Origin of the sequence: Bradyrhizobium sp. (genome assembly GCF_052389815.1) — a bacterium.
GTDB lineage: Bacteria > Pseudomonadota > Alphaproteobacteria > Rhizobiales > Xanthobacteraceae > Bradyrhizobium.
This window is the reverse complement of record NZ_JBQTHN010000134.1, coordinates 16236-28665: the sequence shown is the minus strand read 5'-3', so window position 1 is coordinate 28665 and position 12430 is coordinate 16236. Positions and strand designations below refer to the sequence as shown.

Annotated in this window: 19 protein-coding genes; 7 read left to right on the top strand and 12 right to left on the bottom strand. The window is 66.1% G+C overall.

What is annotated here, in order from left to right; all coding sequences use genetic code 11:
- Positions 1-250 precede the first annotated feature (250 nt).
- From ACT4OC_RS21685 to ACT4OC_RS21675, 3 genes are read right to left on the bottom strand one after another with little or no spacing between them, the layout of a single operon-like run.
- Complete coding sequence (locus ACT4OC_RS21685; protein WP_444841081.1) at positions 251-955, bottom strand: aquaporin; 705 nt, start codon at positions 953-955, stop codon at positions 251-253.
- A complete protein-coding gene (locus tag ACT4OC_RS21680; protein ID WP_444841080.1) occupies positions 955-1482 on the bottom strand; it encodes an arsenate reductase ArsC in 528 nt (175 codons plus the stop codon). The genes ACT4OC_RS21685 and ACT4OC_RS21680 overlap by 1 nt, the downstream gene beginning before the upstream one ends.
- Positions 1463-1837 carry an ArsR/SmtB family transcription factor gene (locus ACT4OC_RS21675; protein WP_444841079.1) on the bottom strand — a complete coding sequence of 125 codons (375 nt, stop codon included), beginning with the start codon at positions 1835-1837 and terminating at the stop codon, positions 1463-1465. Before ACT4OC_RS21675 ends, ACT4OC_RS21680 begins: the two co-directional genes overlap by 20 nt.
- Before the next feature lie 106 nt (positions 1838-1943).
- Between ACT4OC_RS21675 and ACT4OC_RS21670 the strand changes: the two genes are divergently transcribed.
- The 6 genes from ACT4OC_RS21670 to ACT4OC_RS21645 all read left to right on the top strand — a co-directional run bounded on the left by ACT4OC_RS21670 (position 1944) and on the right by ACT4OC_RS21645 (position 6751).
- Complete coding sequence (locus tag ACT4OC_RS21670) at positions 1944-2168, top strand: GDCCVxC domain-containing (seleno)protein (protein ID WP_444841078.1); 225 nt, start codon at positions 1944-1946, stop codon at positions 2166-2168.
- 117 nt (positions 2169-2285) lie between these two features.
- Positions 2286-2777, top strand: coding sequence for an SRPBCC family protein (locus ACT4OC_RS21665; RefSeq protein ID WP_444841077.1), 492 nt, complete (start codon positions 2286-2288; stop codon positions 2775-2777).
- Positions 2778-2885: 108 nt separating this feature from the next.
- Complete coding sequence (locus tag ACT4OC_RS21660; protein WP_444841076.1) at positions 2886-3203, top strand: ArsR/SmtB family transcription factor; 318 nt, start codon at positions 2886-2888, stop codon at positions 3201-3203.
- Positions 3204-3280: 77 nt separating this feature from the next.
- A complete protein-coding gene (locus ACT4OC_RS21655; protein WP_444841075.1) occupies positions 3281-4096 on the top strand; it encodes an arsenite methyltransferase in 816 nt (271 codons plus the stop codon).
- A 75-nt stretch (positions 4097-4171) separates the two neighbouring features.
- Positions 4172-5527, top strand: a complete 1356-nt coding sequence (locus ACT4OC_RS21650; RefSeq protein ID WP_444841074.1) for an NAD(P)-binding domain-containing protein — start codon at positions 4172-4174, stop codon at positions 5525-5527.
- Between the two features lie 60 nt (positions 5528-5587).
- A complete protein-coding gene (locus ACT4OC_RS21645) occupies positions 5588-6751 on the top strand; it encodes an MFS transporter (RefSeq protein WP_444841073.1) in 1164 nt (387 codons plus the stop codon).
- 76 nt (positions 6752-6827) lie between these two features.
- On the opposite strand, the gene ACT4OC_RS21640 is transcribed toward ACT4OC_RS21645, so the two are convergent.
- Entirely contained in the window at positions 6828-7031 is a 204-nt protein-coding gene (locus tag ACT4OC_RS21640; protein WP_444841072.1) for a hypothetical protein, read from the bottom strand.
- 105 nt (positions 7032-7136) lie between these two features.
- Between ACT4OC_RS21640 and ACT4OC_RS21635 the strand changes: the two genes are divergently transcribed.
- Positions 7137-7619, top strand: coding sequence for a hypothetical protein (locus ACT4OC_RS21635; protein ID WP_444841071.1), 483 nt, complete (start codon positions 7137-7139; stop codon positions 7617-7619).
- A gap of 20 nt (positions 7620-7639) precedes the next feature.
- On the opposite strand, the gene ACT4OC_RS21630 is transcribed toward ACT4OC_RS21635, so the two are convergent.
- From ACT4OC_RS21630 to ACT4OC_RS21595, 8 genes are all read right to left on the bottom strand, one after another.
- Positions 7640-8056 (bottom strand): type II toxin-antitoxin system VapC family toxin, encoded by a 417-nt coding sequence (locus ACT4OC_RS21630; protein ID WP_444841070.1) that lies wholly within the window; start codon positions 8054-8056, stop codon positions 7640-7642.
- Positions 8053-8355 carry a hypothetical protein gene (locus ACT4OC_RS21625; protein WP_444841069.1) on the bottom strand — a complete coding sequence of 101 codons (303 nt, stop codon included), beginning with the start codon at positions 8353-8355 and terminating at the stop codon, positions 8053-8055. Before ACT4OC_RS21625 ends, ACT4OC_RS21630 begins: the two co-directional genes overlap by 4 nt.
- A gap of 145 nt (positions 8356-8500) precedes the next feature.
- Positions 8501-9250 carry an SURF1 family protein gene (locus ACT4OC_RS21620; protein WP_444841068.1) on the bottom strand — a complete coding sequence of 250 codons (750 nt, stop codon included), beginning with the start codon at positions 9248-9250 and terminating at the stop codon, positions 8501-8503.
- Positions 9247-9633 (bottom strand): DUF983 domain-containing protein, encoded by a 387-nt coding sequence (locus tag ACT4OC_RS21615; RefSeq protein WP_444841067.1) that lies wholly within the window; start codon positions 9631-9633, stop codon positions 9247-9249. The genes ACT4OC_RS21620 and ACT4OC_RS21615 overlap by 4 nt, the downstream gene beginning before the upstream one ends.
- Positions 9634-9696: 63 nt before the next feature.
- Positions 9697-10590, bottom strand: a complete 894-nt coding sequence (locus ACT4OC_RS21610) for a cytochrome c oxidase subunit 3 (RefSeq protein ID WP_444841066.1) — start codon at positions 10588-10590, stop codon at positions 9697-9699.
- 53 nt (positions 10591-10643) lie between these two features.
- A complete protein-coding gene (locus ACT4OC_RS21605; RefSeq protein ID WP_444841065.1) occupies positions 10644-11264 on the bottom strand; it encodes a cytochrome c oxidase assembly protein in 621 nt (206 codons plus the stop codon).
- Between the two features lie 5 nt (positions 11265-11269).
- Complete coding sequence (locus tag ACT4OC_RS21600; RefSeq protein WP_444841064.1) at positions 11270-11434, bottom strand: CoxF protein; 165 nt, start codon at positions 11432-11434, stop codon at positions 11270-11272.
- An 18-nt stretch (positions 11435-11452) separates the two neighbouring features.
- Positions 11453-12391 carry a heme o synthase gene (locus tag ACT4OC_RS21595; protein ID WP_444841063.1) on the bottom strand — a complete coding sequence of 313 codons (939 nt, stop codon included), beginning with the start codon at positions 12389-12391 and terminating at the stop codon, positions 11453-11455.
- Between the last annotated feature and the right edge of the window lie 39 nt (positions 12392-12430).

The following is a 12430-nucleotide window of genomic DNA, read 5'->3' as shown; positions in this document are numbered from 1 at the left end:
ACACGACTTCACCGTCCGCCGCTGCGTTTCGCCCGGTGCAAGCACCTGACGCAGCAAGCGGCCCATCGCAACCCGCACCACGTTTCGTGACGATCGCGAAACGTCCCTCACGGTGGCACGGGCTGGGCGAGGTTATACCGTAAATCGTAATTCCGGTAAAGAGAAATATTTTTGATTTAGGGGCTTGACACGATTCCGGCAAACCGAACTGATTTGCCCGCCCGTGTCGGATATACCACAGCCTCGCCGGTCACAATGTTTCCGGCGTTGCCTTCTTTGTCATCTTGGCGCCTTGCGCCCCGCGCAGCAGCCAGTTCATCAGCATCAATCCGATCACCGCACCGGCAAGCTCGCTGGCGATAAAGCCCGGAAGATCGATGGGCCGGATGCCCGAGAACGTGTTGGTCAGGGAGCGCGCAATCGCCACGGCAGGATTGGCGAACGAGGTCGATGCCGTGAACCAGTAGGCCGCGGTGATGTAGAGACCGACCAGCCAGGGCACGGCCGGGCGGTTGAAGCGGATGCCGGCCAGGATGGTGGCGACCAGTCCGAACGCTGCGACGGCCTCGGCCAGCCATTGCGGGCTGCCGGTCCTCACCTTCATGGAGAATTCGAACAGCGGCAGGCCGAACATGGCATGCGCGAGCGCGGTGCCGGCGATGCCGCCGAGGATCTGCACGGCGACGTAGCGCGCTGCTTCGGAGCCCGGCATGTCGCCCTTCAACGCCATCACCAGCGAGACCGCCGGATTGAAATGCGCGCCCGAGATCGGCCCCAGGATGGCGATGAGCACGACGAGAATGGCGCCGGTCGGCAGCGTGTTGCCGAGCAGTTGCAGCCCGACGTCCTTGCTCAGGGTCTCCGCCATGATTCCCGAGCCGACGACGGTCGCCACCAGCAGGGCCGTGCCCAGCGCCTCCGCAGCCAGCCGGCGCGTCAGGTCAAACTCGCCCATCAGCTTGCCTTCCCCTGCCCAACCGTCGCGCCCTCCAGACGGCCAATGTCGCGTAGCCGCGTACCGAGCGACAGGCGGTCGATGCTGGCGAATGGCAGGCTGGTGAACGCGGTAATGCGGTTCTTCACGTAACGGAAAGCTTGGATGAACGCCGCCTCTTTCTGCAGGTCCGTGCCTTCGACCGCAGCGGGATCCTCGATTCCCCAATGTGCGGTCATGGGCTGGCCTGGCCAGATCGGACAGGCTTCACCGGCGGCGTTGTCGCAAACCGTGAAGACGAAATCCATCGCCGGCGCGCCCTCGTGGGCGAATTCCTGCCAGCTCTTCGAATGCAGGCCGTCGACCGGATAGTCCATCTCGGCGAGCACCTTGATGGCGAACGGGTTCACCATGCCCTTCGGCTGGCTGCCGGCAGAGAACGCGTTGAAGCGTCCGCGCCCCTCCTTGCGCAGGATCGACTCGGCAAGGATCGAACGGGCCGTGTTTCCGGTGCAGAGGAACATGACGTTAAACGTGCGATCGGACATTGGCTTTCCTCCTCCGTTTCGGTGGACAACAGGGCGAGATGCTTTCGATCAGCGGCGCGCAGATTTCCGGGCGGCCGTCGCAGCAGTCGTTGACCAGAAACGCCATCACGGCCTGAAAGCGGGAGAGATCGGTGCGGTAGACGATCGAACGGCCGGTGCGGCGTGCGGTGACGAGCCCGGCCCGCGACAGCACGGCCAGATGCGCCGACATCGTGTTCTGCGGGACGGCCAGGGCCACGGCGATCTCCCCGGCCGGAAGCCCCTCGGGCTCGTGTCGCACAAGCAGCCGGAAGACGTCGAGCCGGGTGGATTGCGCCAGCGCGGCCAGCGCGAGGATGGCAGGTTCTGTTTCCATATATCCAGATATGTCGAAATATAGAAGGCCGTCAATCCGAATGTTGACCAACTCACATCCGCGACCAACAATGCCGGCTATCCGTCGACGCCCAAGAATTGATCCGATGCTGCTTCAATCGACCATCACCTGTCCGCACTGCGCCACCGCAAGATTGGAAACCATGGCTACCGACGCCTGCCGGTTCTACTATGAATGCACCGGCTGCGGAGCGAGGCTGAAGCCGAAGGCGGGCGATTGTTGCGTGTTTTGCTCTTACGGCTCAGTGCCATGCCCGCCGATTCAAGCGGCGCGCTCGGGTGACGGCGACACGGCCTCATGCTGTACGTGAGTGCATGACTGGCGGGAGCTGCGCACACGAGCATGCACGACCTGGCGTTTGCGGCGGATCAAATTTCCGGCGGCGGGAGCAGCGTAGATTGAGCAATCTCTCCCCAGGGCAAGGACCATGGAAGCAAGCGAACTCGGCACGATCGTACATGTCGGCAACCGTTTTGAGGCCCGGATCGTGCGCACGCTCGAGCACGATCAGGAAGCCGTCTGGAGAATGCTGACGGATTCGAGCCTGCTGCCGCAATGGCTCGCGCCCGGCGATCTTTCGTTGAGCAAGGGCGGCGCCGCGAAGCTCAGTTTTCCCGAGAGCGGCACGAACGTCGAAAGCATCGTCACGGAAGTGGATCCACCTCGACTGATCGAGTACTCGTGGAGCAGCCCGGGCGAGCCCGATCGGCCCCTTCGATGGGAAGCCGTTGCCACCCCGGGCGGCACGCGGCTCTCGTTGACGGTTGGAATCCCCGACGACGAAGACATCGCTCGAACCTGCGCCGGATGGCACGCGCATCTGGAGATGTTCGCCGCGGCCATGGAAGGCGTGCCGATCAAGTTTCCGTTCGAGCGCTTCAAGGCTGTCCGCGAGGCCTACCGGGCGCTCGTGCCATAGGCGCCTCGGGCCACGCTATGGGTTGAGTCCGGCGAAACCCGCTTCCCGTATTTCGATAATTCTAGAAATACCGTTGACAACGGGAGCGACCCGGCCTATGTTTCCGTCATGAAACTCGATGACGCCGCCACCCATCTCGAAGCCCTCGGCAATCCGACGAGGCTGAAAATCTATCGCGCGCTGATCCGCGCCGGCGGCGCCGGCATGCCGGTCGGGCGCCTGCAGGACAAGCTGAAGATCGCGGCTTCCACCCTCTCCCATCACATCAAGGCGCTGGTGACGGTCGGCCTGGTGACGCAGGTGCGCGAGGGGACCACGCTGGTCTGCCACGCCAACTACGGCGTGATGCGCGAGCTGCTGGACTTCATGGTTGCCGAGTGCTGCTGCGAGTCTGCCGAAAGCGGGGACGCCAGGAGCGCGGCGTGATTTTGCCGTGCCTCGTCTTGCCGTGCCTTGAATTTCGATAATTCTAGCAGGATCGTTTAACTGAGAGGAGACCTGAAATGACCGACATCAAGGAAGCTGTCCGCGAGAAGTACGGCCAGGCCGCGGTGCGCGCGGCCTCGTGTTGCGGCGCGCGGCCGTCCGACCCCATCACATCGAACCTCTATTCCGACCAGGAAACCGGCGCGCTGCCGGAAACCGCGGTGCTGGCTTCGCTCGGCTGCGGCAACCCGACGGCGCTTGCCGAATTGAAGCCGGGCGAAACGGTGCTCGATCTCGGCTCCGGCGGCGGCATCGACGTGCTGCTGTCCGCGCGGCGCGTCGGCCCGACGGGCAAGGCCTACGGCCTCGACATGACCGACGAGATGCTGGCGCTGGCGCGCGAGAACCAGAAGAAGGCCGGCGCCGACAACGTCGAATTCCTCAAGGGAGAGATCGAGCACATCCCCCTGCCCGACAACTCCGTCGACGTAATCATCTCCAACTGCGTCATCAACCTTTCCGCCGACAAGGACCAGGTGATCCGCGAGGCGTTCCGGGTGCTGAGGCCCGGCGGCCGCTTTGCGGTGTCCGACGTGGTCACCCGCGGGAAAATTCCCGAACAGTTGCGGCACGACATGCTGCTCTGGGTCGGCTGCATCGCCGGCGCGCTCGACGAGAACGACTACCGGGCGAAGCTGACGGCAGCCGGGTTCGAGCAGGCCGGCGTCGAGCCGACCCGCATCTATCGGATCGACGACGCCCGCGAGTTGCTGGCCGCCAAGGGCATCGACATCGATGCCGTCGCAAACGATGTCGACGGCAAATTCATGAGCGCCTTCATCCGGGCGACCAAGCCCGGCAAGGCGGCCCCTACCGGCGGCTGCTGCGGCTAGACGGCGCAAACCCGGTGCAAGCGCGGCGCGACCCCGCCGCGCTTCGACCTTCGACAACCCGTGGGAGAAGTTGACATGACTACCCCGAAGACCGTCGCGATCGTCGGAGCCGGCCCGGTCGGACTTGCCGCCGCCGCCCATGTTCTCGAGCGCGGCATGAAGCCGATCGTTCTGGAAGCCGGCGACAGCGTTGCAAGCGCGGTCCGCCATTGGAGCCATGTGCAGCTGTTCTCGCCCTGGGAATACAATATCGATCGTGCGGCCGAGCGGCTGCTTCGGACCACGGGCTGGAATTCGCCGGACCCGCAGCAATATCCCACCGGGGCGGAGCTGGTGGAGCATTATCTCGAGCCGCTGGCGACCAAGACGGCGCTCGCCGGGCACATCAGGACCTCGAGCCGCGTTACCGAGATCAGCCGCGCCGGCTTCGACAAGCTGAAGAGCAAGGACCGCGAAAGCGCGCCCTTCGAGATCAGGTATCAGAACGGCAAAGGACCGGAGGTCATGCGCGCCGATGCCGTGATCGACGTTTCCGGCACGTGGCATTCGCCCAATCCCGCCGGCGCCAACGGCCTTCCCGCCATCGGAGAACGACCGGCGAGGAGCCGTATCGCCTACGGCATGCCCGACGTGCTCGGCAAGGAGCGCACCCGCTATGCCGGCAAGACGGTTGCCGTGCTCGGTGCGGGACATTCCGCCATCGGCACGCTGATCGACCTGGCCCGGCTGGCCGAACAGGCGCCGAAGACGCGGCCGGTCTGGCTGCTCCGCGGCAGCGATCCCGCCAAGGCGTTCGGCGGCGGCGCCAACGACAAGCTGGTCGCGCGCGGCGAGCTGGGCAGCGCGTTCGCGCGTCTCGTCGCCGACGGCAAGGTCAGGCTGGAGCGGGAGTTTCGCGTCTCCCATATCGCGCTCGACGGCAAAGGCCTCATCGTCGGCGCCGACGCCGGCGCCCGCCAGGTCACGGTTGACGAGCTGATCGTCGCCACGGGCTTTCGGCCCGAGTTCGATTTCCTGCGCGAGCTGCGCATCGAGCTCGATCCCGTCGTCGAGAGCCCGGTGCCGCTGGCGCCGCTGATCGACCCCAATTTGCACAGCTGCGGCACGGTGCGGCCGCACGGCGCGCGCGAGCTGGCGCAGCCCGAGCCGGGCTTCTATTTCGCGGGCATGAAGTCCTATGGCCGCGCGCCGACCTTCCTGATGCTCACGGGCTATGAGCAGGTGCGCTCGATTGCAGCCGATATCGCCGGCGACCGCGAGGCTGCCGAGCGCGTCGAGCTGGTGCTGCCGGAGACCGGCGTCTGCACCCGCTCGGCCGCTCCCGGCGCAAGCGCGTGCTGCGGCGGACCGGCGCCGGCCGATGTTGACGCCTGCTGCGCAGACGATGCAAAAGCCAAGCAGCAAGGAAAGGCCGGTTGCGGGTGCGGCTAGCGCATCCCGATCGGGGCGGGTGACAACATCAGGCTGGAAGGTAAAGCCGTCATCGTCGCGATGTGCCTGGGGCAACTGGGCAGCCTGCTGCCGCATGTCGTCGTGCCTGCGATACTGGCCGGCTTCCTGATCCCGGAATGGCATTTGTCCGGCGCGCAGGCCGGACTTTTGTCCGGCTCGGGGGCCGCCGGCTACATGCTGGCGGTGCCGCTGCTGGCGACGCTCACCGACCGGATCGACGCGCGCAGGATCTTGATCGCAGGATCGGCGCTGAGCGCGTTCGGCACCGCGCTGTTCGGCCTGTTCGCCGCCGGGCCGTGGTCGGGCGCGCTGTGCAACGCCATTGCCGGCATCGGATTTGCGGGGGCCTACATGCCCGGGCTGAAGGCGCTGACCGACCGCCTTGCGCCCGGCGACTCCTCGCGCGCGGTGACGCTCTACACGTCGAGCTTCTCGCTCGGCGTCGGGCTGTCGTTCCTGGTCGGACAGCTCGTGGCGGAACACCTCGGCTGGCGCGCCGCCTTCTTCATCACCGCGATCGGCCCGCTGGTGATGCTGACGGCGAGCGTGCTGTTGCAGCCGGTCGAACCCAAGCCCTCGGCGGGACGCCTTTTGAACTTCGCGCCGGTGGTGCGCAACACCAGCGCGATGGGTTTCGTGCTGGGCTACGGCGCACATTGCTTCGAGCTCTATGGCATCCGGACCTGGATCGTGGCGTTCTGGACCTTCGTGGTCGCAAAGCACCAAACCGTGCTGACGCCGCTGATCGTCAGCTTCGTGTTCTCCATCCTGGCGATGCCCGCGAGCATCCTCGGCAATGAGCTGGCGCTGAAACTCGGGCGGCATCGCGCCATAACCGCCGTCATGTTCGCCTCGGGCGCGGTGGCACTCTCGATCGGACTGCTGTCGGACCAGTCGCCGTGGGTGCTGATCCCGCTGCTGCTGCTCTACGCGCTGACCGTGCCGGCCGATTCCGGCGCACTGACCTCGGGAATGACCATGGCCGCAGATCCCGCAAACCGCGGTGCGACCATGGCGCTGCACTCCACCGTCGGCTTCAGCCTGTCCGCGCTCGGCGCCTGGGCGGTCGGCGTGGCGCTCGACGCCGCGGGAGGACCTGCCAGCGCTTCGGCCTGGACGGCGGCCTTTGCGGTGCTCGCGCTTGGCATCCTGCTCGGCCCGCTGGCGCTGCATTGGTCGCGGACGGCGGCGGGGAGCGCCTGAGCCGTCAGCGGATGGATCGCGGGCGACGCGGGCAGCAAGAAGGGCTGCGGCGGGCCGCAGCCCTCCCCTCTCCTCCTCAGTTGCTCGTGCAGGCCTTCATGATCTTCATGTCGGTTTCGGCTTCGGTCTGGGTCTTGAAGGCGCCGTTGTCGACGATGGTCACGGTCGACGTCGTCGGCCTGGTGTCGACAATCGTGCACTTCTTGGTAGTCGCGTCGCGCACGACATAGAACTCGGCCGCCACTGCGCTGCCGCCGATCGCGGATACCGCAATGGCCATTGGCGCAGCGAAAGGTTCCCCCGCGCGGCGGCACGATGTCTTCGAGGAACCATCGCCGTTGGCGAACGTTCGCCTCCGGACCCATGTACCAAGGCACGTCCGTCCATGCCAATCGGCCGCTACTTCTTTTATATCGGCAGCGTGCTGCTGGCGCTGCTGTTCGTCGCCAACTGGTACCTGCCGCAGCCGGGCGCCGGAGCGGCGCGCTCCGCGGTAGAGCCCCCCACCATCCGGATTCAATCGGCGCACAGATGGCCGAAGCCCGTCGTGATCGACACCACGCTGCCAACCATCGTTCCGCCGGCGGCGACAATGACGACGGCGGCGCCCGCCCCGCAGCGTCCCGGCAAGGCCGCCCGCGAGGCCTATGCGATGGCGACCGAGCCGCCGCCGCCCAAGGCCGCCGAACCGGCGAGGCCCGCGAAGCCGCCGGTCCGCGGCGCCAAGAAGCGCACGCCGTCGAACCAAGTCGCGGGACCGGAGACGTTCGGGTACAGAAACGATTGGTTCGCGCCGCCCAGACGCGAGGCGTCCGCATCCCGGAACGAGACATTCGGATCGCGAGGCTTCTGGCCGATGAGCTGGTGAAGGCGCGGGAGCCGGGACCTTCAGGGTGCGGAGAACGGATCGAGCAGCGACACGCCGCTAGCGGCGATATCTGCGACGTTGCGGGTCACCAGCGTCAGTCCGTGCACCTTGGCGGTCGCTGCGAGGAGTCCATCGATCAGAGGCAACGGATCGGGAATTCCCATCAAGGCCCAGGCTGCCGCAATCGGCTCATCGATGGGTAGAACGCGATCTCCGAGCCGGACCCGCATCTGCGAGAACCATCGATCGAGAGATCTTGCCTGCTCCGGGTCGCTTTGCCGCTTCAGCTCGATGCCATGACGAATTTCCGCGACGACCAGGACGCTCGTTCCGATCTCCGTGACCGGCGTGCGTGCGACCCACCGGGCGACGTTGGGATGAGCGCGATCACGCTTTCGGATCTCGGAAATGACGTTCGTGTCGAGCAGGAACTTCAAAGATCGACCTTGCGCCAGCCTCTTTGACGCGGCTCGTCAAAGACGCCTGCAAAGAACTCATCCGGAAGCTCCGAGCCAAAGACATCGAAGGCCGTTGTCATCTCGGGGTGCGTCAAGACCTTGTTGAGCGTGGATCGCGCTTCCTCGGCCTTCTTGTCTTTGCCGCGCAGCGTTTCGGCCAAGGCCCGAATGAGACCGACGTCCTGCCTGGGCGCCTGAACCTCAACCCGCACGAACCCCCGCGCCGCTGCGCGACGACGGTGGGTACGGGTTGCCTTGCGCTGGGACTTGCTCGCCATCAGTCGTTTTCTCAGCTCTCGCAGATATGTCCGGTTATATCTCCGGAGAAGCGACATGGCCAGGGCTTTCCCGCACCGCCACGGTTGCCTTGCCAAGTCCAAAGCTCGAGAAGCTTCCAGCCACGAACGGTGGATGCGCGTTGGCTCAAGCCCTCCGCTGGGTGCGCAGCCAGAAGCCGAACGCGATCAGCATCACGGCGGCGAGGCCAAACCATGTGATGGCGTATTGCAGATGATCGTCCTTCAGCCGGACGCGGAGCGGTCCGGGCTTCACGCCGTCGATCAACGCCGGGCTTTCGAGGTCGACATAGAACGGCGCAACCGTCCCGCCCTCGCGGTCCCAGCCGAGCGCGCGGGCCATCGCCGGATGGTCGCGGATGAACCACAGCCGCTGGCCGACATTGCCGGCGGGGGTGAACGTGCCGGCGGGCTCGGGAAAGCGGAGATAGCCCGTCAGCTGCAGCGGATACCGGATCACGATTTTCTGGTTGCGCACCTCGCCGGCGGGCGTGTTCGGCGGCGGATCCGGCGCAAAGCCGATGTTGACGGCGACGACCTCGCCGCCTTCGAGCTGCGCCGGCACGAATTGCCACTTGCCCGGCCCGGAAATGTCGTCGCGCACGGCCGAGCCGGAGCTGTAGACCTTTCCGCCCGACGCGAGGTCGAGCCTGACGGCGGTAAGGCGGACACGGCGGAATTCGTCGGTGCCCGCCCGCAAGGCCTTCCATTGCGAGGAAGGCGGCAGCGCGACCGGCGCCATGGCAAGCCGCTGATCCAGCGCGGCGATCAGCGCGTGCTTTTCGGCACGGCGCTGCAATTGCCAGAGCCCCAGCCCAATCAGCACCGCGACCATTGCCAGGGTGAAGAGGCTGAACCCGAGGCGCCGTGCATTCATTTCGGCGCGCGATCGATCAGCCTGCCGGGCGCCGCCTTGTGATGGTACTGCAGCGCGATCAGCAGCGACTTCATCGAGCGCAGCGGCAACAGCGTCGTCGCCAGTATCAGCGGCAGCCACAGCACCGCGTGCAGCCAGAACGGCGGCTGGTACTTGATTTCGACGATCAGCGCGGCGCCGACCACGATCGCGCCGGCAATCATGATCATGAAGATGGCGGGACCATCGCCGGAATCCATGAAGGCGTAATCGAGGCCGCAGGAGTCGCAAGCGGGCCGCAGCGTCAGGAAGCCGGAATAGACCTTGCCCTTGCCGCAGCGCGGGCACTTGCAGGCGATGCCGCGCAACGCGCTTTCGGTCAGGGTGGGGGGCGATTGGTTCATGGCTTCTCGTCCAAAGCAAAAGGGCGGCCCTGCGGCCGCCCCTTTCTAGCACAGCATCCGCAATCAGTGCGCGGCGGCGCCGGCGACTTCGGCGCCGCGGCCCCACACATAGATGCAGATGAACAGGAACAGCCAGACCACGTCGACGAAGTGCCAGTACCAGGCGGCGAACTCGAAGCCGAGGTGCTGCTTCGGCGTGAAGTGGCCGGCATAGGCGCGGAACAGGCAGACCAGCAGGAATATGGTTCCGACCAGCACATGGAAGCCGTGGAAGCCGGTCGCCATGAAGAAGGTCGCGCCGTAGACGTTGCCGGAGAAATGGAACGAGGCGTGGGCGTACTCATAGGCCTGCACGCAGGTGAAGAGGGCACCGAGCACGACGGTGAGGATCAGGCCGTATTTCAGGCCCTGGCGGTCGTTCTCGAGCAGCGCGTGGTGCGCCCAGGTCACCGTGGTGCCCGAGGTGAGCAGCAGCAGCGTGTTGAGCAGCGGCAGGTGCCAGGGATCGAAGGTCTCGATGCCCTTCGGCGGCCAGGTGCCGGGCACGCTGCAGGCGCCCGCGGCGGTGCCGGGGCCGCAGCCGAAGATCGCATCGCGGGTGGCGTGGACGGCGTCGGCCGGGAACAGCGCCGCATTGAAGTAGGCCCAGAACCAGGCGACGAAGAACATCACTTCGGAAGCGATGAACAGGATCATGCCGTAGCGGTGGCTGATCTGCACCACGCGGGTGTGGTCGCCCTTGTGCTGGGCTTCCTTGATCACGTCGGCCCACCAGCTCGCCATGGTGTAGAGCACGCCCACGGTGCCGATGCCGAACACGATCGGCGCGGCCGCGAACATCTTGTGCATCCAGGCGATCGCGCCGACGGCCATGATGAAGGCCGAGATCGAGCCTACGACCGGCCACGGGCTCGGATCGACGAGGTGGTAGTCGTGATGCTTGGCGTGTGCGGCCATTGCAGTCTCCCCATTAGAGCCGCGCCCTGCCGGGCGCGGTATCGGTCAAAACGTCAAAGGTTGCCCTTGCGCTTGTCGCCCTCGCCGGCCGCGAGCGGCTTGGGCGAGGGATCGCGCAGGGGATAGAAGGTGTAGGACAGCGTGATGGAGTTGAGCCCGTCGTTCTCGGCGTCGCCTGCGAGCGCGGGATCGACATAGAACACGACCGGCATCGCGCGCTTTTCGCCCGGCGCCATGGTCTGCTCGGTGAAGCAGAAGCAGTTGATCTTCTGGAAATAGGCCCCGACCGTCAGCGGCGCGACGTTGTAGGCCGCCTGGCCCGCGGTGGCGCGCGCCGACTGGTTGGTGACGGTGTAGAACACCGTCGTGACCTGGCCGATCGGGATCTCGATCTCGGTCTGCTCCGGCTCGAATTTCCAGGGCAGCCCGGGACCCACATTGGCGTCGAAGCGCACCGCGATCTTTCGCGCCAGCGGGCCGGCGGCGGGCGCGGAGGTCGCGACCTGGGTGGTTCCGTTGAAGCCGGTGACGCGGCAGAACCAGTCGTAGAAGGGCACGGCGGCGTAGGCCGCGCCGACCATGAATACCGCCACGAAGCCGCAGATCGACGCGACCAGCGCGTCGCGGCCGAGGCGCGGCTTGCCGATCTGTTGCTGGTTGGCCTGCCGTTCCATGTCACTCACACCGGCCGCACGAGAACGGTCGGCCCCTTGACCATGGTGACTGCGAAGAACAGCACGACGAGGATACCGAGCGCGAGCGCAATCGCGATCGAACGATGCCGACGGCTGCGCTTCTGCGCCTCGGTGAGGACGATACCTTCTGGCTTGCGTTGCTCGTCCATTGCGTTCCCATGCGCCCCCTACCGGAACAAAGGTGCAATGGCGCGGAAGACGACCTCTGCGAGGAGGACCGCAAACAGCGCGAACAGATAAAGGATCGAGAAGGCAAAGAGCTTCCGCGTGGCGCGCGCGGCGGCGACGCCCTCGCGCAGACGATAGACGCTGGTCGCGAGCCACAGCATGCCGGCGCCCAGCCCCAGCGAGGTCACGCCATAGACGGCGCTGAAATAGCCGAGCGGCCAGGGCGCGAGCGCCACTGCCACCAGCACCACGGTGTAGAGCAGGATCTGCAGCCGTGTCGCATCGGGACCGGCGACGACGGGCAGCATCGGCACGCCGGCGCGGGCATAGTCGTCGCTGCGGAACAGCGCCAGCGCCCAGAAATGCGGCGGGGTCCAGAAGAAGATGATGGCGAACAGCAGCAGCGGCTCCACCGAAAGCGAGCCGGTCGCCGCGGCCCAGGCCACCACCGGCGGCAGAGCGCCGGCGGCGCCGCCGATCACGATGTTCTGCGCCGTCCTGCGCTTCAGGACGATGGTGTAGATGACGACATAGAAGAAAATGGTGAAGGCGAGCAGGCTGCCCGCCACCCAATTGACGAGAACGCCGAGCGTCATCACCGAGAAAAACGCCAGCGTGAGGCCGAAGACCATGGCTTCGCCGGGGGTGATGCGGCCGCGCGGGATCGGCCGGTTGGCGGTGCGCGTCATCAACGCGTCGATGTCGCCCTCGTAGGCCATGTTGAGCGCGCCCGAGGCTCCGGCGCCGACCGCGATGCAGAGAATCGCGGTGAAAGCCAGCACGGGATGAACCGGAACCGGCGCGATCATCAGCCCGACCAGCGCGGTGAACACCACGAGCGACATCACGCGCGGCTTCAGCAGCGCGAGATAGTCGCCCACCTCCGCCTCGGATATCCGGGGGCTGAGATCGATGGCGTTGTGATCGACGACCGACAAGACTGCTCTCGTTTGGATCCAAGGAATGCAGTGCGCCCC